Source organism: Pseudomonas sp. V88_4, from assembly GCF_029967985.1.
Lineage (GTDB): Bacteria > Pseudomonadota > Gammaproteobacteria > Pseudomonadales > Pseudomonadaceae > Aquipseudomonas > Aquipseudomonas glycinae.
The window spans coordinates 351904-371401 of sequence record NZ_JASCAF010000043.1; the positions used below are offsets into that span (position 1 = coordinate 351904).

The 19498-nt window shown below is 59.9% G+C and carries 21 protein-coding genes; 9 read left to right on the forward strand and 12 right to left on the reverse strand.

The window, feature by feature from the left end; translation table 11 throughout:
* The first annotated feature begins 260 nt into the window (after nucleotides 1-260).
* The 4 genes from QLG12_RS20950 (at nucleotide 261) to QLG12_RS20965 (ending at nucleotide 4070) form a co-directional block, all read left to right on the forward strand.
* Entirely contained in the window at nucleotides 261-1052 is a 792-nt protein-coding gene (locus tag QLG12_RS20950; protein WP_282475161.1) for a hypothetical protein, read from the forward strand.
* A gap of 342 nt (nucleotides 1053-1394) precedes the next feature.
* Nucleotides 1395-1763 (forward strand): DUF6124 family protein, encoded by a 369-nt coding sequence (locus QLG12_RS20955; protein WP_221615020.1) that lies wholly within the window; start codon nucleotides 1395-1397, stop codon nucleotides 1761-1763.
* 217 nt (nucleotides 1764-1980) lie between these two features.
* The gene (gene rimJ / locus QLG12_RS20960) at nucleotides 1981-2568 is read left to right on the forward strand and encodes a ribosomal protein S5-alanine N-acetyltransferase (RefSeq protein WP_108559512.1); all 588 of its coding nucleotides are present in this window, start codon (nucleotides 1981-1983) and stop codon (nucleotides 2566-2568) included.
* Between the two features lie 68 nt (nucleotides 2569-2636).
* The gene (locus QLG12_RS20965) at nucleotides 2637-4070 is read left to right on the forward strand and encodes a glycosyltransferase family 39 protein (RefSeq protein ID WP_282475162.1); all 1434 of its coding nucleotides are present in this window, start codon (nucleotides 2637-2639) and stop codon (nucleotides 4068-4070) included.
* A gap of 65 nt (nucleotides 4071-4135) precedes the next feature.
* Here the strand turns inward: QLG12_RS20965 and QLG12_RS20970 are convergent, their stop codons facing one another.
* Nucleotides 4136-4957 carry a phosphatase PAP2 family protein gene (locus tag QLG12_RS20970; protein ID WP_282475163.1) on the reverse strand — a complete coding sequence of 274 codons (822 nt, stop codon included), beginning with the start codon at nucleotides 4955-4957 and terminating at the stop codon, nucleotides 4136-4138.
* The gene (locus QLG12_RS20975) at nucleotides 4954-5625 is read right to left on the reverse strand and encodes a histidine phosphatase family protein (RefSeq protein ID WP_282475164.1); all 672 of its coding nucleotides are present in this window, start codon (nucleotides 5623-5625) and stop codon (nucleotides 4954-4956) included. Before QLG12_RS20975 ends, QLG12_RS20970 begins: the two co-directional genes overlap by 4 nt.
* 245 nt (nucleotides 5626-5870) lie before the next feature.
* Here QLG12_RS20975 and QLG12_RS20980 point away from each other — a divergent pair, with 245 nt between their 5' ends.
* Nucleotides 5871-7790 (forward strand): methyl-accepting chemotaxis protein, encoded by a 1920-nt coding sequence (locus QLG12_RS20980; protein ID WP_282475165.1) that lies wholly within the window; start codon nucleotides 5871-5873, stop codon nucleotides 7788-7790.
* A gap of 95 nt (nucleotides 7791-7885) precedes the next feature.
* On the opposite strand, the gene QLG12_RS20985 is transcribed toward QLG12_RS20980, so the two are convergent.
* Complete coding sequence (locus tag QLG12_RS20985; protein ID WP_236193328.1) at nucleotides 7886-8113, reverse strand: plasmid stabilization protein; 228 nt, start codon at nucleotides 8111-8113, stop codon at nucleotides 7886-7888.
* 163 nt (nucleotides 8114-8276) lie between these two features.
* On the opposite strand from QLG12_RS20985, the gene QLG12_RS20990 reads away from it, so the two are divergent.
* Nucleotides 8277-9305 carry an AraC family transcriptional regulator gene (locus tag QLG12_RS20990; RefSeq protein WP_282475166.1) on the forward strand — a complete coding sequence of 343 codons (1029 nt, stop codon included), beginning with the start codon at nucleotides 8277-8279 and terminating at the stop codon, nucleotides 9303-9305.
* Here the strand turns inward: QLG12_RS20990 and QLG12_RS20995 are convergent.
* The 4 genes from QLG12_RS20995 to QLG12_RS21010 form a co-directional block, all read right to left on the reverse strand.
* Entirely contained in the window at nucleotides 9302-9670 is a 369-nt protein-coding gene (locus QLG12_RS20995; protein ID WP_007953815.1) for a glyoxalase superfamily protein, read from the reverse strand. The genes QLG12_RS20990 and QLG12_RS20995 overlap by 4 nt on opposite strands.
* Nucleotides 9671-9787: 117 nt before the next feature.
* Nucleotides 9788-11245 carry a D-aminoacylase gene (locus QLG12_RS21000; protein ID WP_282475167.1) on the reverse strand — a complete coding sequence of 486 codons (1458 nt, stop codon included), beginning with the start codon at nucleotides 11243-11245 and terminating at the stop codon, nucleotides 9788-9790.
* Nucleotide 11246: 1 nt separating this feature from the next.
* Entirely contained in the window at nucleotides 11247-12107 is an 861-nt protein-coding gene (locus tag QLG12_RS21005; protein ID WP_007953817.1) for a MurR/RpiR family transcriptional regulator, read from the reverse strand.
* 15 nt (nucleotides 12108-12122) lie between these two features.
* Nucleotides 12123-13472: a GntP family permease gene (locus tag QLG12_RS21010; RefSeq protein WP_282475168.1), complete on the reverse strand. Its 1350-nt coding sequence runs from the start codon at nucleotides 13470-13472 to the stop codon at nucleotides 12123-12125.
* 257 nt (nucleotides 13473-13729) lie between these two features.
* On the opposite strand from QLG12_RS21010, the gene QLG12_RS21015 reads away from it, so the two are divergent.
* Nucleotides 13730-13891, forward strand: coding sequence for a hypothetical protein (locus tag QLG12_RS21015; RefSeq protein ID WP_170929807.1), 162 nt, complete (start codon nucleotides 13730-13732; stop codon nucleotides 13889-13891).
* Nucleotides 13892-13900: 9 nt separating this feature from the next.
* On the opposite strand, the gene QLG12_RS21020 is transcribed toward QLG12_RS21015, so the two are convergent.
* The 4 genes from QLG12_RS21020 to QLG12_RS21035 form a co-directional block, all read right to left on the reverse strand.
* On the reverse strand, nucleotides 13901-14518 hold the full coding sequence (locus QLG12_RS21020) for a Fic family protein (RefSeq protein WP_197871429.1): 618 nt from the start codon (nucleotides 14516-14518) through the stop codon (nucleotides 13901-13903).
* Nucleotides 14519-14659: 141 nt separating this feature from the next.
* Nucleotides 14660-15553 carry an NAD-dependent epimerase/dehydratase family protein gene (locus QLG12_RS21025; RefSeq protein ID WP_282475169.1) on the reverse strand — a complete coding sequence of 298 codons (894 nt, stop codon included), beginning with the start codon at nucleotides 15551-15553 and terminating at the stop codon, nucleotides 14660-14662.
* A 103-nt stretch (nucleotides 15554-15656) separates the two neighbouring features.
* Nucleotides 15657-16568, reverse strand: coding sequence for a LysR family transcriptional regulator (locus QLG12_RS21030; protein WP_282475170.1), 912 nt, complete (start codon nucleotides 16566-16568; stop codon nucleotides 15657-15659).
* Nucleotides 16569-16628: 60 nt separating this feature from the next.
* Entirely contained in the window at nucleotides 16629-17219 is a 591-nt protein-coding gene (locus QLG12_RS21035) for an NAD(P)H-dependent oxidoreductase (RefSeq protein ID WP_108559494.1), read from the reverse strand.
* 203 nt (nucleotides 17220-17422) lie between these two features.
* Between QLG12_RS21035 and QLG12_RS21040 the strand changes: the two genes are divergently transcribed.
* A complete protein-coding gene (locus QLG12_RS21040; protein ID WP_129972410.1) occupies nucleotides 17423-17737 on the forward strand; it encodes a putative quinol monooxygenase in 315 nt (104 codons plus the stop codon).
* Here QLG12_RS21040 and QLG12_RS21045 read toward each other — a convergent pair.
* Nucleotides 17727-18491 carry a sulfite exporter TauE/SafE family protein gene (locus QLG12_RS21045; RefSeq protein ID WP_282475171.1) on the reverse strand — a complete coding sequence of 255 codons (765 nt, stop codon included), beginning with the start codon at nucleotides 18489-18491 and terminating at the stop codon, nucleotides 17727-17729. The two genes, QLG12_RS21040 and QLG12_RS21045, sit on opposite strands and share 11 nt — an antisense overlap.
* 82 nt (nucleotides 18492-18573) lie before the next feature.
* Here QLG12_RS21045 and QLG12_RS21050 point away from each other — a divergent pair, with 82 nt between their 5' ends.
* Entirely contained in the window at nucleotides 18574-19455 is an 882-nt protein-coding gene (locus QLG12_RS21050) for a LysR substrate-binding domain-containing protein (protein ID WP_282475172.1), read from the forward strand.
* The last annotated feature ends 43 nt before the right edge of the window (nucleotides 19456-19498 follow it).

The window sequence follows — 19498 nt, forward strand, 5'->3', positions numbered from 1 at the left end:
GGATCGCAACCCGAGTCAAACGCTGGGACTTAATCGCTCGAGCATATACACCCGTGCACCGGCCCCCACGAACACCGGCAAAGCCGTTTCCTTACATTGAGATACCTGCTTCCAGATTCTTAAAATTTCAACATTGAAATTCAGCAAGTTGAGAGGCGTCTCACTTCTAAAGCCTTGCGGTTTTCCGACCCTGTACACCGCTTCAATTCGCCTGAGTACACGGGTCAAAAATGTAGCCCTCACCATTGGCAACTATCCCAATGGCTGCGTATCGTCGCGAGTCTGCCAATAACAAAGGATTTGCCGTGTTCTGGAACAAGGAAAAGAGGATCAAGGTTGAGTTGATGTCACCCGTCAGCCTTACGCTACCCCTAGGGAGGGATTGCTCGGTGGCGACCGAAACAGCGCCTCCGGTGGATCAACCGAAGGTCAACACCGAGCTTGCTTTCAAGCTTTTGATTTACGGGGCGGTTGTGTCACAGGCAGCTCTATTAATCATCGGATATTCGCTGCTGGTCGGTTACTACGAGCAGTTTGGCATTGATACGAACGAGCTAACCCTTGGCACACCTACCCTACTGCTTTACGGATACATAAACATATTGTCGGGCGCTTTGTCCGTCACACATCGATTGCCCTTGCTAGGTCCAGGCCTACTAGCTGCCGCTTACATCTGCGTATCTGCGTTGTTCCTATTACTCATCACAAAACGACTGAAGGAAGGCGTCATCATTGGCTTATCGAGCTGGATCGGTTTCTCGTTACTGCTCATTTCTTTTGCTCCTGGTATAGGTGTTCAGAATGGCGCAGAGATGGGCTTGAAAGACTTCGCTGAATATACGCATCAGGAAGTGCCTAAAGGACTGGATGACATTCATACAGTCATAACAGATAAAGGCGAAAGGCTCACTGGCTACTTGATCCTTGCGGATAGCAAATCCACCTTTCTCCTGATGGGCACCAAGGTACTTAAAGTAGATGGAGTAAAAGGCCGGGTCATCCGTGAAACAGAGTTACGAGTGAAGGAACCTGCTTCGAAGAAATCCAACTGATGCGCGAGCTTATGAGGACAAACAAAATGCTTTGTGTATCCCCATCTGTATTCCGAGCCCTTTAAAGCCACGTATGAGCCAATATTTATTGGGGTTGCCCTAATCAGTTCAAATACCCCCTTCTCAACGACAAGCCCCGCCCAGTGCGGGACTTGTCGCATCTGCAGTTCCCCATCTGGACAACACCTCCAACCACCGTCCTAGGAAATTTCCCGCAACCCGCGTCGACTTCCATGAACTGGTTCAAGATGCTTCCAAACGCTAGTCTTCGCGCTCCGCTGTAACCCGGCAGATGGTTTACCAAAGGGATTCGCCGGGAGCCTGAAACCATGGAGCCTTGTCATGAAAAAAGACACCCCAAGCCTGCCTGATCAAACACCGTCTCACGAGTCTGAATCGAAAGAACCGGCTGTGCTCGCCCAGCCTCAGGAGTACGTGAGAAAGCCGCGTCGAACCCTGCCTTTCAACGAGATTTTTTCCGTGCGCACCGACGTGGATACGGCCACTCTGCTGACGCATGCCTGTGAAACCCTGGCGGCGCTCAACATGATGACGGCGAACATCGCCGATGATTTCACGGGCTCTCAGCGCAGCCGGTTGCTGGCGATCCGGCAGCTGTCGATCATGACCGAAATGCTGGTCAATCGGGCCGTGGAGAACCTTGATCCGGTGAATCTGGTGCCCCGTACGACGGCGCCTGTCGTGCACTGAAAAACGACCGTTCGTCGATGACGCAAGTCGTTCATCGACATGAACTTTTCTTCACCCCGGCGGCGGTGATGGCCGTGTACATTGGCCTCGCTCATTCAAGAAACTACGGTTCGCCCGCGCTCCTGCGGGCTTTTTTTCGCCCGCAATTTGGCGGCGATTTGTGTTTTCCTGCCCACCGGGCAATTCTGGTGATCAATCCCGAGACCCGGAGCACCCGATGCCGCTGCTGACCCTGCCCTGTCAACGCCTGACGCTCGCGGTACTCGACCCGGATCAGGCGCCGCTGGAAAGCGCGTTCTACCAGCGCAACCAACGTCACCTCGCGCCGTGGTCGCCGATTCGTACCACCGATTACTTTTCCACCGAGCAGATCCGCCGGCGCCTTGAAATACAGGCCAGCGCCTTCGAAGCCGGACTCGCGGTGCATATGGCGTTGCTGACTCCGGACGGCGAGCAGATGATCGGGGCCTGCAATTTCAGCGGGATCATTCGCGGTGCGTTTCAGGCGTGTTATCTGGGTTATCACATCGACGAGGCACATCAGGGCAAGGGGTTGATGCAGGAAGCGCTGGAGGCGGCCATCGCCTACATGTTCGAGACCCAGAACCTGCACCGGATCATGGCCAACTACATTCCCGGCAATGAGCGCAGCGCCCGGTTGCTGGAGCGCCTCGGGTTCGAGCGTGAAGGCTATGCCAAGGCGTACCTGAACATTGCCGGGCGCTGGCAGGATCATGTGCTGACGGCGCGGGTCAATCCGCGTTTCGAAACGCCGGAGCAACGCTGGTCGCGGCCGCTGTCGTGACGTTCACAATTTATTAAGGATTGGCCGCGTAAGCTCGGGTTTCCGCTCACTTCCGGTTGCCTGAACCCATGTCGCGTGCCGCCTCTTCCCTGCTTCTGCTTGCCGCTCTGCTGTTCTTTTTCGCCCTTGGCAACCATCAACTGCAAGGTTCCACCGAGGCCCGGGTTGCGGGCATTGCGATGGAAATGCATCTGGACAACGACTGGGTGACGCCGCGTCTGTTCGGCGAACCCTTCCTGGAAAAACCGCCCCTGAGTCTGTGGCTGGACGCCGGCGCCCTGCGGGTTTTCGGCGTCTCGCCCTGGGCGGTGCGACTGGCGTCGGCGGTGGCCGGGTTGCTCAGCGTGATGCTGCTGTACGCCATGTTGCGCCGCTTCGAACGTCCGAAGGCCATCGCCTGGACGGCGGGGATTCTGCTGGCGACCATGGCCAGTTACTGGAGCAACGTGCGCGGCGTCGGCGAGGATGCGTTGCTCGCCCTCGGCGTGACCACGGCGCTGTTGGCGTTCTTTCAGGCGCAACGAGCGTCGACCCTCGGCAATTCGTTGCTGTTTGCCGTCGGGATTGCCATCGCCACGCTGAGCAAAGGCGTGCTCGGGCTGGCGATGCCGGGCGTGGTGATTTTCGCTTTTCTGCTGGCCGACAACCTGATGGACAAGCGCTTCAAGCTGACGGACTGGCTGCGTCCGGGCTTGCTGACCCTTGTCGGTCTGATCCCGCTGATGATCTGGCTTGCCGTGCTCTATCAGCGCGGCGGCGTCCAGGCGGTCAGCGAAGTGCTGCTGACCAACAGCGTGGGACGTTTCAGCGGATCGTTCGTCGAAGCCGGGCACTACGAGCCGTTCTACTACTACCTCGCCAAGCTGCCCGAAGCGTTTCTGCCCTGGAACATTCTGGTGTACCTGGGCCTTTGGCATTTTCGCAAGGAGCTGAAGGCCAACCGTTACCTGCTGTTTTTCAGCCTGTGGATCATCGCGCAGTTCATCCTGCTGACCCTGGCCTCGAGCAAACGTACGGTGTACCTGATGTCGATGACACCCGCAGCGGCAGTGATCGCGGCGGAATATGCGGGCGTGCTGTTCGACAAGTTGAAGGATCAAAGGAATGGTTTTGTCGGACGAATCGCCCGTCATCGTCAGACACTGGCGGCGGGGATACTGACGGTTGTCATCGCCAGCTATTTAGGCGCCGCGCAATGGGCACTGCCGAACGCCGATAAACACCTGTCGTTCCTGCCGCTGACCGAACACATCCAGTCGCTGCAAGCGAGCGGCAATCAAGTCGCGTTGTTTCAAGCCAACGAACGGGTCGGCGGCGCCAGCGTGTTCTATACCCAGAGCGTCCTCAAGGGCCTGGACACCGATGCGCAGCTACGGGACTTTCTCAGTGCATCGCCATCGAACATCGCCGTGATGTCGGGAGACAGCGAACCCACCGCCCCGCTGAAAGTCCACAAGACCATGATGGTCGGACGCCAGGCGTATTACTTCGTGGGCTATTGAAACCACCACAGCACAAACGAAAAACCCGCCGCTGATGGCGGGTTTTTCATTTCAGCGGCGAGACCTTAGAGAGAAACCTCAGGCTGCGCGCCGAACACCTTCCGCTCACGCTTGCTCAACACCGGCAGGTCCAGACGAGCCCGTCCGTAGAACGCCAGCGCCGTCAGCAAACACGCCAGCCACACGAAGATCCCGGCCCAAAACGTGTGGGACATGTAGTGCCAGCCCTGTAGGACCCGCGTAGTGCCGTAGACAAAACCGAGCAGCAGCGAACCCCACAACAATGCGCTGGAGAAACGCCACTGATAACGACTCGCCACGAAATACAGCGCCAGCATAGTGAAACCACCCGAGGCATGGCCGCCCGGCCAGCAACGCCCCTCACCCGCGTCGTGGAACAGTTGGAAATTGTTGTACCACTCGATGTGCGGCATCTTCCCGCCGTACAGCGTGGTCTCGATCGGGCAGTAGACGCTGGTGTGCGCCTTGAGGAAATGGATCACCCCGGTGCAGACCGCGAAAGCCACCACCACAAACAGAAAATCCCTACGGTGCTCGGCGGCAAATCGCAGCACCGGCGCGACTTTACTGCGCTCGAGAAACCCGCCCAGACGCGGATGCTTTTGCGGTTTCACCAGTGGCCAGACAAACGACAATATCGCGCCGATCAAGGCGATTTCCGCCGTCCAGTTCGGAATGATCCGCGCCCACTTGTGGGTCAGTTTTTCGAAGAAATGGACCTTGTCGAGCGGGAACGTGTGGGTCAGTGGATCGAACAACAAATTGCTGAAAGCGATGTCGATGTTGGTCATGTCGAACATCAGAAAAACCACGGCTGCACACAGCAGCGGGATGCCGAAGTTATAAGCGTAAAAGCGGGATTTCATTGGGTGGTCACCGTGCGCCAGTCGGAGGCTTCAATGAAGCCGAGCATTCGAGGGGCCGCCGTGCTGGCGGCGGAAACAAACAGCGATGCGCCGTACCCGAGGGTCGAGGCCGGCACCTTGAGGTCTTTTTCCAGCTGCGCCATGCATTCGCTGTGGGTCACCAGAATCAGGTTGCGTCCCGGCACCTTGTGCGCGAGCGCGTCCTGCAACATCCGGCCCTTGCAACTGATCAGCCAGTCTTCGCTGGCCGTCACCTTGTTGAACATGTAGCCGGCGGTCTGCACGGTGCGCATCATCGGGCTGTTGTAGACGTCGGCCTTGTCCAGGCCCAACTGCTCGAACTGCGCGCCGACGCTCACCGCGACACTGCGCGAACGATCGGTGATGCCATCGTGGCCGCTCAGGCACGCCGCTTTCGAGTGGTCGCAGCGCTCGACGTGGCGCACCAGCACGATGATGTCGCCTTTGCTCCAGCCCTCCTTCAGCGCCTGCGCCCCGGCCACATTGCCATGGGCAAGGTCAGGCACGGCCGCCGGGGCCAGCAGCCAAAGGGTCAAAGGGATCACCAGCACCGAGGCCGCCAATACCACCCAAGTGTTTCGAAAACGGGCCAGACCGCTCAGATCAATCGAGCGCTTGACGCCGAACAGACTCAGTCTCAATTCCACAAAAAAGCCGCCATCACGTGTCATTCGATGCGGCGAGGTTAGAGAGGAGGCTGTGGGCAGGCAGTGAAACCCATGTGAAAAAAATCTTCGGATCCATTGTTACAAATTCTGTCCGACAAAATCCTTTCAGCTCTCGGATTTGCGGCCGATACAGTCCTGCTTACACCCTTGCTGGCGCAAAAAAACAACAATCTTCCAGCCTGACCGACGATCAAGACGCACAACGTTTTTCTGGAGGATTTTTGATGAATAGCTGGTTCGGCAACATCAGCGTGAACCTGAAACTGGGGCTCGGATTCGGCCTCGTCCTGGCCCTGACCTGCATCCTTGCGCTCACTGGCTGGACCAGCCTGGGCGGCCTGATTGACCGCAGCAACTGGATGAGCGACATCACCCAGCTCAACGCTGGCCTGACCAAACTGCGCGTGGTGCGCCTGCAATACATGCTGACCAACGGCGACGAAACCGCCGCGCAGAACGTGCAGACCACCCTCGACGGTTTCGCCGCGCAACAGCAGAAGCTGATCAGCAGCTTCAAGAGCCCGGAAAACGTCAAACTGCTCAAGGAGCAGGCGGCGACCATCGCCGAATACCAGACGTCCCTGAACAAAATGCGTAACGCCTACCGCACCGGCAACACGGCGCGCGACACCATGGGCGCCAATGCCGAGACCGCCTACAACCTGATCCAGTCGATCAGCACTCGCGTCCAGCAGATGGAGATGAGCGAACAGCGTTTCGAGCAGTTCCAGGCCATCACCGCCGCCAAGGAAGCGTTCATCCTGGCGCGCTATGAAGTGCGCGGCTACACCGCCACAGCCAACGCCGAGACCGAGCAGAAAGCCGTCGGCCAACTGGATGCGGCCATCGCCAGCCTCAAGCCACTGAACATGCATTTCGCCAGCACCCAACAGGACGCCCTGCGTCAGCTGGAAACCGCGCTGACCAACTACCGCAGCGCCTTGCAGGCCTTCAAGAACGCCAACACCGAGGCGGTGCAGGCGCGCAAGGAAATGACCGACCAAGGCAATCTGATCGTATCCCTGAGCGAGCAGCTGTATCAGATCCAGCTTGACCGTCGTGACGTGGAAAGCGCCCAGGCCCGCACCCTGCAACTGATCAGCACCCTGCTGGCGTTGCTGGTCGGCATCATTGCTGCCTTCATCATCACCCGTCAGATCACCCGTCCGCTGCAGGAAACCATGGCTGTGGTCGACCGCATCGCCAGCGGCGACCTGAGCCACAACGTTGTGGTTACCCGCCGCGACGAACTCGGCGTGTTGCAACAAGGCATCGCCCGCATGGGCGTGACCCTGCGCGACCTGATCAGCGGCATCCGCGACGGCGTGACTCAGATCGCCAGCGCCGCCGAAGAACTGTCGGCCGTCACCGAACAGACCAGCGCCGGCGTGAACAGCCAGAAGGTCGAGACCGATCAGGTCGCCACCGCCATGCACGAAATGACTGCCACCGTGCAGGAAGTCGCGCGCAATGCCGAAGAAGCCTCGCAAGCCGCAGCCGCCGCTGACGGCGAAGCTCGCGAAGGCGACAAAGTCGTGAACGAAGCCATCGCCCAGATCGAGCGTCTGGCCAGCGAAGTGGTGCGCTCCACCGAAGCCATGAGCGTGCTGCAACAGGAAAGCGACAAGATCGGCAGCGTCATGGACGTGATCAAGGCCGTGGCCGAACAGACCAACCTGCTGGCCCTCAACGCCGCCATCGAAGCCGCTCGTGCCGGTGAGGCCGGTCGCGGGTTTGCCGTGGTTGCCGACGAAGTCCGTGGCCTGGCCCAGCGCACGCAGAAATCCACCGAGGAAATCGAAGGCCTGGTGGCCGGTCTGCAGAACGGCACGCAGCAAGTGGCCGCCGTGATGAACAACAGCCGCGCCCTGACCGACAGCAGCGTCGCCCTGACCCGCAAGGCTGGCGACTCGCTGGAAAACATCACCCGCACGGTGTCGAACATCCAGTCGATGAACCAGCAGATCGCCGCAGCCGCCGAACAGCAAAGCGCCGTGGCCGAGGAAATCAGCCGCAGCATCATCAACGTCCGCGACGTGTCGGAACAGACCGCAGCGGCGAGTGATGAGACGGCCAAGTCCAGCGTTGAACTGGCGCGGTTGGGTGGGCAGTTGCAGCAGATGGTGAGCCATTTCCGCGTGTAAACCCTGCACACGAAAACCGAAGTACAAAGAAGGGCAGCTGAAAAGCTGCCCTTCTTTTTTGCCCGGAAATTGCGGGCTTTTTTGAGCGGTGTTTATCAACCGCTGAGGTTTTCTGAACGTGATGGCAGATCAAGTTCGACGCCACCCATAGCGCCGAATCGATTGCGTATCCGAGTACCTAATCCGCCGGCTCGATCAACCGTAGCCAACACGTTCTCCAGAATCTGCCGCGCTTCGTCTTCCATGGAATGACAGTTTTGGGCGGCAGCGATACGCAATTGCTCTGTCACCTGCTCATCGAGTCGAATAGTGATGCTGGTCATAAGGCTTCCCCTGCAATCTTTGAAATGAGTGATCGCAGACTAACAAACCAGTTCGAAGATCTCTGCATGGTCCCAAGGCCAACCATTTACTTTATTCGCGGATTCAAATTACCTTTCAGAGCGCTCATCCGCCCCCGGCGGCCTCGATCAAGAGGATTCGGTCATGCAATCGCTCGGCTTCACCTCCGTCCCACCGCTGCTCAAGTACCTGCGCCATGCCGAACATCTGGGCCTGGCCATCGAGCCTGCGTTGGCGGCGGCCGGGTTGCAGGCGCAGCAGTTGAGCGACAACAGTCTGCGCTTGCCGGGGGAAACCCATGAGCGGTTGCTCGATTACTTTTGCGAGCACTCGGGCGATCCGCTGTTCGGCCTCAACGCCGCGAATTTCGTCCTGCCCAATTCCTGGAGCGTGCTGGGTTACATCACCATGAATTGCGCGACATTGGGCGATGCCATGAACCGCATCATGCCGTTCGAAAAACTGGTGGGCGACATGGGTGTCAGCCGCGCCGAGGTATACGACAGCCACGTACACCTGATCTGGAGTTGCCGCTTTGAACGCCCGCGGATTCGCCGGCATCTGGTGGAAAACGTGCTTGGCTCCTGGCTGCAATACGCGCGCTGGATCGCCGATGCCCGACTGTCGCCGGCTGCCGTGTGGCTGGAACACTCAATCCCGGCGGGCACGACGCTGGCGCAGTACGAACAGTTTTTCGAATGCCCGGTGCTGTTCGATCAGGCGTATTCCGCGCTGATCGTGCCGCTGCCGTATTTGCAGTTGCCGTTGCGCCAGGCCGATGCGCATTTGCTGCGCACCCTGGAAGAACACGCGCAGAGTTTGATGGCGACGCTGGAGGATGCGTCGCTGGAGCAGCGGGTCAAAAGCATCCTGCGCCAGTTGCTCAAGGAAGGCCTGCCGCGCAAGGAACAGGTGGCCGAACATCTCGCCGTGTCGGTGCGCACGCTGCAACGTCAGCTGCATCAGGCCGGCACGTCGTATCAGCAGATTCTCGATGAACTGCGCCAGGAACTGGCCGAGCATTACTTGCTCAACAGCACTTTGCCGATTCAGGACATCGCCCAGTATCTGGGCTTCACCGAACCGCGCTCGTTTCACCGCACCTTCAAGAGCCGGCGCGGGATACCGCCTGGTGAGTTTCGGCAGACTCACCGGGTATCGAACGACAGTTAGAGGCTGATCGCGTTGGTGAACACCAGGCGATTGCCGAACGGGTCGGCGATGGTCATGTCCTGGCTGCCCCACGGCATGGCTTGAATCCCCGGGTGCGAGAACTTGTAGTTCTTGGCGACCAACTGCTGCTGGAAGGCCTCCAGCTCATCGGTCTCGATCCGCAGGGCCGAACCCGGTGTCGCATCGCCGTGGTGTTCGGACAAATGCAGCACACACTCGCCGCGCGACACTTGCAGGTACAACGGGAAACCAGGTTCGAAACGATGCTGCCAGTCGATCTTGAAGCCGAGGAAGTCGACGTAGAATTCCACGGCTTTGGCTTCATCGAAAATCCGCAGGATCGGGGTGGTTTTGCCGAAGCTCATGGGGTGCTCCCTGACTGATTGGCCCCGCAGTGTAGCCGGGGTGGATGTCAGCAATTCGGCTTGGTGATGGCTTTCTTTAATTGCAATGTGCCACCACCGTGACGTAGTCAGCAAAATTCAACGAAAGCCGTCGCGCAGATCGCCCTGGCGCGCGAGGAACCGCCCGGGTCTCTGGCCATTGGCCTGACCGTCGCGGTAACTCAAAACACCATTGATCCACACCCCCTCGATGCCTAGGGCGGCGCGTTGCGGTTCGTTGAAATCCGCTACGTCACGCACGGTCACCGGGTCGAACAGCACCAGATCCGCCCAGTGTCCTTCACGAATCTCGCCCCGTTCCTTCAAGCCGAAACGCGCCGCCGACAGACCGGTCATCTTGTGCACCGCGGTGTGCAGCGGAAACAGCCCGACATCACGACTGAAATGGCCGAGCACCCGCGGGAAAGCGCCCCACAGGCGCGGATGCGGGAACGGGTCTTCCGGCAGACCATCGGAACCGACCATCGACAGCGGATGAGCAAGGATCCGGCGCACATCGTTCTCGTCCATCCCGTAATACACCGCGCCCGCCGGTTGCAGGCGTTTGGCGGCGTCGAGCAACGACAGGTTCCATTCGGCAGCGATGTCCATCAGGTCGCGACCGCCCATTTCCGGATGCGGCGTCGACCAAGTGATGGTGATGCGGTGGGCGTCGGTGACCTGCTTCAAATCCAGGGTCGAAGAACTCGCCGCATACGGATAGCAATCGCAACCGACCGGGTGAGTTTTCGCCGCGGCTTCCAGCGAAGCGAGCAACTGCGGACTGCGGCCCCAGTTACCGGCACCGGCGCATTTGAGATGGGAAATGATTACCGGCGATTGAGCATGGCGGCCGATGCGGAAGGCCTCGTCCATTGCTTCCAGCACCGGTTCGAATTCACTGCGCAGGTGGGTGGTGTACACCGCGCCAAATGCATTCAATTCTTCAGTGAGTTGCATGACCTCATCAGTGGATGCCGAGAACGCACTCGCATACGCCAGCCCGGTGGATAACCCAAGGGCACCCGCCTCCAGGCTTTCACGCAACTGCTCGCGCATCGCACTGATTTCAGCGTCAGTCGCGGTGCGAAACAGATCATCAAGATGATTGCTGCGCAGCGCCGTATGCCCAACCAGTGCCGCCACGTTCAACGTAGGATTGGCCGCTTCCACCGCTGCGCGGTAGTCGCTGAAACGCGGATAGACGAACGCTGCCGCCGAGCCGAGCAAGTTCATCGGATCCGGCGGATCGCCGCGCAAACTGACCGGCGCCGCGCTGATGCCGCAGTTGCCGACAATTACCGTGGTCACGCCCTGGCTGAGCTTGGGCAGCATCTGTGGCTGGCGGATCACCACGGTGTCGTCGTGGGTGTGCACGTCGATAAAACCCGGCGCCAGCACACGGCCGGCAGCATCGATTTCCTCGCTGGCGCGGGCGTCGCGCAAGTCGCCGATGCGCGCGATGCGGCCATCGAGGATCGCCACGTCGGCGGTATAACCGGGGCGGTTGCTGCCGTCGATGACCAGAGCGTTGCGAATCAGGGTGTCGTACAGCATGTCAGTCTCCCAGCGGCAGGTGATCGTCGCCGCCACGGTATTCGTCGAGGGCGAGTTTGATCCGCCGCAGACGTTCTTGATTGTCTTCAGGATTGGCCAGCGCCAGCTCAGTGGCCAGCACATCGATGGCGAGCAGCATGCCGTAGCGCGCCGCCGTCGGTTTGTAGATGAACGAGGTCTCGGCGCCTTGCAGCGGCAGGACGATGTCGGCCAGTTCCGCCAGCGGCGAGTCGGCGCGGGTGATGGCGAGAATCCGTGCGCCGTAATTGCGCGCCAGCGCCACGGTCTCCAGCAACTCCGGGGTGATGCCGGTCAGCGAACAGACGATCACCACCTGCTCGGCGCTGAGGCTGGCGGCGGTGACGCGCATCATCACCGCGTCGTGGCACACCGCGATCGGGTAGCCGAGGCGCACCAGCCGCACCTGCAATTCGTCGCTGCACAGGGTCGAGCATCCGCCGATGCCGAAGGCGTGGATCATCCGCGCCTGGCCCAGCAGTTTCACCGCATCGGCGAAGCGCGATTCATCGAACGCCGCCAGATGCTGACGAAGGGTGGTTTCGATATCGCCGACGATCTGCCCGTAAAACGCTGACTGCTCAGGCGTGCCCGCCGGGTCGAGAAAACGGCTGCCGACTCCGCTGGCCTGGGCCAGTTGCAGGCGCAGGTCGCGCAGGTCACGACAACCGACGGTGCGGGCGAAGCGCGACAGCGTGGCGGTGCTGACTTCGGCCCGCTGCGCCAGCTCTTCGAGGCTGGCGGAGGCGGCAAATCCTACGTCGTCGAGCATCAGACGGGCGATGCGTCCTTCACCGGCGCTGAAGGAATCCTGACGGGCGCGGATCTGATAAAGGATGTCCATGGCGGATAACTCCGACTACAGCAGGTAAGAAAGACCGACGGTCAGGGCAAAAGCGACAACCGAGATCAGGGTTTCCAGCACCGTCCAGGTCTTGAACGTCTGGGCCACGGTCATGTTGAAGTATTCCTTGATCAACCAGAAGCCGCCGTCGTTGACGTGGGAAAAGATAACCGAGCCCGCGCCGGTCGCCAGCACCAGCAGTTCCGGGTGTGGATAACCCAGACCAATGGCCACTGGCGCCACCACGCCGGAAGCCGTGGTCATCGCGACGGTGGCCGAACCGGTGGCGATGCGCATCAACGCGGCGAACAGCCAGCCCATGATCAGCGGCGACAGGTGAAATTCGTGAGCGAGTCCGACGATCTGATCGGTGACGCCGGCGTCCACCAGAATCCGGTTGAGACCGCCACCAGCGCCCACCAGCAAGGTGATGCTGGCGGTCGGTGCCAGGCATTCGTTGGTGAATTTGAGGATCGATTCGCGGTTGAAACCCTGGGCAATGCCGAGCGTCCAGAAGCTCAATAGCGTCGCCAGCAACAGCGCGATCACCGAGTTGCCGATAAACAACAGGAACTGATTGAAAGCGCTGCCGGGCGTGGAAATCAGGTTGGCCCAGCCGCCGATCAGCATCAGCACCACCGGCAACAGAATGGTCGCCATGGTGATGCCGAAACCCGGCAGGCTGGCGCGGGGTTCGCGTTCGAGGAATTGTTTTTCCAGCGGATTATCCGCCGGCAACTGAATGCGCGGCACGATGAATCTGGCGTACAGGGGGCCGGCAATGATCGCCGTCGGAATGCCGATGGCAATCGCGTACAGCAAGGTCTGCCCGACCGACGCCTGATAAGCCTGCACCGCCAGCATCGCCGCCGGGTGCGGCGGCACCAGCGCATGCACCACCGACAGCCCCGCGACCATCGGCAAACCGACCATCAGAATCGACACGCCGACCCGCCGCGCCACGGTAAAGGCAATCGGCACCAGCAACACGAAACCGACTTCGAAAAACAACGGCAGCCCCACCAGAAACGCAATGCACACCATCGCCCAATGCGCGTTCTTCTCGCCAAAGCGCTCGATCAACGTGCGCGCCATCTGCTCGGCGCCGCCGGACTCGGCCATCATCTTGCCGAGCATCGTCCCCAGCGCCACCACCAGCGCAATGTGCCCCAGCGTCTTGCCCACCCCGGCCTCGTATGCCCCCACCACCCCGGACGGCGGCATCCCCGCCACCAGCGCCAGGCCGATGGAAATCAGGGTAATGACAATGAACGGATTGAGCCGGTAACGGGCGATCAGAACGATCAGGGCGATGATGGCAACGGCGGCGTACACCAGCAGCCAATAACCGAAGGACGGTGTCATGCGGTACTCCTCGAAAGGGTCACGTTCGAATGGGTTGTGAAACTCATAAATCATTTCGAGATCGAGTTTTCAAACCCAGTGAAAGTAATTTTCGTGGAGGGATAAGGGTTGTCGTTTTTGGATATACCTTGTCGCGAATAATGAAAATCGCGGGGTGGGATTTTCATGACCCGGCTGAAGGTTTCGCCCAGACCACAAGGTTTTCAACATCAGTCCAGGCGCTATACTCGGCAGACGCTTTCTATCGAGTTCCTGCCATGACTGCTTCGCGCCGCCGCCCCAAAAAGCTCACTGCCGAAGCGTTGATACGCGCGATTGCCAGTTCGACAGCCATCGAAACGGGTCAGAGCGTTGAATCGATTGAACGCAAGCTGAAGCTCAAGGACAGCAAGTTTCTGCATCTCTCTCTGGCCAAATGAGATCGTCACTCAAGTCCACAATGCCTGCCGAACCCAATACTCCATGGGTTCGTAATTGCAATTCAACCCTTGGTTGATTGCCGCAAAATAAGCCTCTTTGTTTCGCTCCCAACTGCTGTAGTCGAGCGGTACATACCCCGCCTGCACCGCCATGACATCCGCCAACAATCGCGACAGACGCCCATTACCCTCGCGAAATGGATGAATCAGGATGAACTCCACGTGCGTGACAGCGATGGCGTGGATCAGGTTTTCATCCAGATCAGGCTTGCAAGGTGTGTACTTGCCAAGACAGTCCCTCTCGAAACCATCAAGCAGTCGGGGAATCTGCGGTGCTGCGGCAAAGACAAAGCCGTCCTTGCCCATATTCACCGCACGCACATCGCCGGCCCACGAATAGAGATTGCCCAACCAGTGTCGGTGCCACTCTTTCAGGTCCTGAACGGTTAATGGCCGATTTGGCAAATGCTCAATGAGCACGAACTGGTACAACTTTTCCAACAGGATGAGCTCTGCGTCATCCATGTCTTCAGGATCGGTTATCCCTAATTTATTGCTCAGTACCTGTTCGTCGGAGCCTGGCTCATAAGAACTTTGCGAGCCCTCGGCATCATAACGATCAACCATCCTGCTCCTCCTGATGCCACTGAACATTGAAAAGCGCCGGGGGTTTGCCCCGATGCCAAGACAAATCCAAAAACACAAACGGCTGCCCAAAGGCAGCCGTTCAAAGGTTAGTCGCAAAGCCCTCTCGGGTTTAATCAGCCCTCACACCATTTCGTTACGAATCCATTCAACCACCGACGTGCGCTTCGGCGCCCAGCCCAGCCGTTCGCGGGCGTGTTTGCCGCGGACGCGGCTGTTGGAGCCGAGGCCGTAGTTGGCCATTTCGTAGCCCCACTCGGCTTCGGCGTCTTTCAGTGGCCAGTCTTGTGGCTGGCCCAGATTCAGGGCTTCGGCCATGGCGGTGGTCATGTCGATGAACGACGCTTCGCCGCTTTCGACGAAGTAGAAGGTGCCCGGAACGTTGTTGCTCAGGGCCAGCAGGTACAGCGCCACCACGTCTTCGATGTGCACGTTGGACCAGATGTTCTGGCCGGTGCCGACGTGACGGACCACGCCGCTTTTGCGTGCCTGGTTCAGCAGGCGCGGCAACTGCACGCTGTCGCGATTGACGCCCAGGCTGTGGCCGTAAATCAGGGTGTTGCAGATGACGGCCGAGTTCACGCCGTCCTTCGCTGCGGCGAGGATCAGGTTGTCGATGGCCACCCGTGCGGCCTTGTCGACGGTCGGCTCCGGCAGGTTGTCTTCGAAGTAGATGACATCGCTGGATTTGCCGCCGGATGCATCGCCGACGATGCTTGAACCGCTGGTGTGCAGGAACACTTTGTTCGAGCCGCGCAGGGCATCGAGCAAGGCTTCGACGGCGCCGCGATGGTCGCTGCTGGCGGCGTTGATCACGGCGTCGGCGGCGCGGGCCTGTTCGGCCAGCAATGCGTTGTCGTCGAGGGTGCCGATCACCGGGGTGATGCCCAGTGCTTTCAACTCATCGGCCTGTTCGGCGCTGCGCACCAGACCGGTGACGGTGTGACCGGCCTGGACCAGACCGGTGGCGATGGAGCCGCCGATAAAACCGGCTGCGCCGGTGACGAATACGTTCATGGAGAAACTCCCTGCGTGAGTAAGTGATGCAACGAGTATCGACCGGCGAGCCCGGTGGAAAAACCTGCCCCCAACCAAATCACTGTTGCGCAGGGATCACGAATCAGCCTTTGAAATCGGCGCTGGCGTAAGCCGCCAGTTTGCTCTGGATGAAGTCGAGGAAGCACTGGATGCGCAGCGCCAGCTGCGAGTTGCGGTAGTACACCGCGTTGATCGGCTGGCGATAACCGCTGTTGAATTCCGCCAGCAACACCTTCAGCCGCCCGGCACGAATGTCGTCGATGGTCATGAAATGCGAAAGACAGGCGATGCCCTGGCCTTCCAGCGCCAGATGGCGCACCGTCTCGCCGCTGGAGGCGCTGATCGCCGGAGTGATCGGCCAACGGTCGCCGTGCACGTAACGCAGCGGCCACTGGTTGAGGCCTTCGTTCTGGGTGAAGCCGAGCAATGTGTGTTCGCTGAGGCCAGCCACTTCGACCGGCGCGCCGTGCCTTTCCAGATACGCAGGACTGGCGACGATCAACAGCGGACTGCAACCCAGCGACCGAGCATGCAACGTCGAATCGGCGAGGGTGCCGATGCGGATGGCGACGTCGGTGCTTTGTTCCAGCAGGTCAATGATCAGGTCATTGCTGTTGAGTTCGAGCTGGATGTCCGGGTACAGCCGACGGAATTCGTCGATGTACGGCACGATGGCGTGGAGCATGAATGGCGATGCGGCGTTGATCCGCAGCCGTCCTGATGGCGTCTGCTGACGGGAAGACAGGCGCTCCTCGAGTTGATCCATCTGGTCGAGGATCAGCTTGGCCTGTTCGAAGAAATACTTGCCCTCCTCGGTCAGGTCCATGCGCCGTGTGGTGCGGTTGATCAGTGTGGTGTCGAGCTTGGCTTCCAGCCGCGACAGCGTGCGGCTGACCGCCGACGGCGTCTGTCCGACCTGCTCGGCGGCGGCGGAGATCGAACCGCATTCGATCACGCAGACGAAAATCTGCAACTCATCGGATCTGGCTTTCACGGGTGTCCTCGAATCGAAAGGCCTGCTGCGCAAGCTCAGGCCTTCGATAGTAGCCGAGCGTCAGGCCTTGAGGCCAAACACCTCGGTCAGATGCTGCTCGTAACGCGCCACATCCGCTTCGATGTTCGGGCGTTTCATCACGTCCACACAGAGGAAGGTCGGCAGGCCGGTCATGCCGAGGAACTGGTTGGCCTTGTGGAACGGAAAGTACACGGCGTCCACGCCTTTGGCTTCGAAGAAATCGGTCGGATCATCGAACGCCTGCTGCGGTGCGTTCCAGGTCAGCGACAGCATGTATTGCTTGCCCTGGATCAGACCGCCGCTGCCGTACTTCTGCGATGCGTCGGAACGGGTACGGCCGTCACTGGCGTAGAGGCTGCCGTGGCCCTCGGTGAAGACTTCGTCGATGTACTTTTTCACGGTCCACGGTGCGCCCATCCACCAGCCCGGCATCTGATAAATGATCACGTCGGCCCAGAGGAATTTGGCGACTTCTTCGGCGACGTCGTAACCCTCGTCGATGAAGGTGGTCTTGACGTCGAGACCGCCGCGATCCAGCACGCTCAGCGCAGCTTCGTGCAGGGTGGTGTTGTAGCGACCGTCGGAGTGGGCGAATTTTTTACCGCCATTGAGCAACAGCACTTTTTTCATGGGAGAGCCTCGTTCGGATTCCGATGCGCAGCGCAGAGCGCTGGATGGAAAAGGGGAAAAATGGAATGGCGGCAGATTAGCGATCCGCCTCGCGCGGAATAAGCACCGGTCGCGCAAAATTCATTTGATTAAAACGCACGAATCGAATGCCGATTGTTGCCGTAAGATTGGCCGCCATCTGAATCTGAATGGAGTTTTTTGCGATGAGCGAACGCCAGGGTTTCATCCTGCACGCCAAGACCCGCCCGGAAAAAGCCGAGGCTTTCGAAGCGTTTTTCCGCGCCTACGTCGAACCGAGCCGCGCCGAACCCGGCTGCATCGAGTACCACATGCTGCGCGACAAGGAAGACCCGAGCCTGTTCATTTTCTACGAGATCTGGGAAAGCCAGGCGCATCTGGACGTGCACTCGAACCTGCCGCACATGCAGCAGTTTCTCGCGCAGCGCATGGAGTATCTGGAGCGTGATTTCGATATCCGCCCGATTGAAATGCTCAGCGCGTCGTCCGCTAACCGCTGATCAGCAGATGGGCGCCGAGCGCGCCCAGACCGATAAAGAACACCCTCCTGAACAGCACGGCGCTGATGCGCTGTCGCAGCCATTGCCCAAGCCACATGCCGAGCACTGCCGGGATCAGCGCCAGCAGTGAGGCGCTCAGTTCTGCGCCGCCAAGTGAGCCGCGCCAGAGCAACCCACCGGCCAGCGCCAGAGTCGATACGGTGAAGGACAGGCCCAGCGCCTGCACCAGTTCATCGCGGCTCAACCCCAGTGCCTGCATGTACGGAACGGCGGGAATCACGAACACACCAGTGGCCGAAGTGATGACGCCGGTGATTACACCACAGAGCGGGCCGAGCCATGGTTCATGGCGGCGAGTGACACTCAGTGTCGGCAGGAACAATCCGCTCAGCGCATAAAGCAACAACGCCGCACCAAGTCCGCGCACAACCCAATGCCCGCCCGCCATGCCGATCCACAAGGTGCCAATGGCCGTGCCGAGAAAGATCGCCAGCAGCATTGGCCACAAGCGTTTCACCAGCCCCTGCAAATGCCCGCCGAACGCCAGTTGCCAGACATTGGTGAGGGTCGCCGGAATGATCAACAACGCCGCAGCCTGCGACGGTGCCATAGCCAGACCGAGCAAACCCATTGCAACGGTGGGCAGGCCGAGACCGATCACGCCCTTGATCATGCCGGCGACGACGAAGGTCGCAATCACCAGCAATGACAGGGCCAGACCGAGGTTTTGATAGAAATCTGCGAGTGCGTTCATGGCCACACTTTGCGCCTGCGCGGGTGAACTGAAAATCTGTCATACACTGAGGCAGCCTCTCTTTCAGCAAGAGCCACGCATCATGCACTTCGACCTCACCGACCTGCGCCTGTACCTGCACATCCTCGACAGCGGCAACATCACCGCCGGCGCCGCCCGCAGTCATCTGTCGCTGGCGGCGGCCAGTGCGCGGATCCGGGCGATGGAAGCTTCGCTGGGTACAGAGTTTCTTGAGCGCGGGCGCCGTGGCGTCACACCGACACCCGCCGGCAAGGCCCTGGCGCAACATGCGCGACTCCTGCTGCAACAGGCCGAGCGCATGCAGCAGGACTTGAACGAATACGCCCGGGGTGTCAAAGGCCAGGTGCGTTTGCTGTGCAACACCACAGCCATCAGCGAATACCTGCCGGAAGTGCTGGCGGATTTCCTGCGCGAACACCCCAACCTCGACATCGACTTGCAGCAACTGCCCAGCGCTCGCATCACCCACGCCTTGCGCCAGGGAGCGGCAGACCTGGGCATCGTTTCCGACGCCGTGGACACCCGCGACTTGCAGACCCGGGTCTTTCGCGCCGACCCGCTGGTGCTGCTCGTGCCGCCGGGTCATGCGCTGGCAGAGCGTCTCTCGCTGACCTTTGCCGAAACCCTGGCCCATGACTACGTGGCGCTGGGTGCCGACAGTGCCCTGGCGATTCATCTGGAAGAACAGGCGCTGCACATCGGCCAGCGCATGGCGATCCGCATCCGCGCCGATGGCTTCGATGGGCTCATGCGCATGGTTGCGAACGGCGCGGGGCTGGCAATCGTGCCCAAAGTGGCGGCTGAGCGCTGGCCCCGGACGAACTCATTTACCTGCGTGTCGCTGGACGACGCCTGGGCCAGGCGGACACTGCATCTGTGTTCACGAAATTTCGCTCATCTGCCGGCCTATAGCCAGGCCTTGCTTGATGCTCTGACGCCTTGACTCTACCGCTAGGGGCAGACTCTATCCTGTGAGCTTCTTTTCA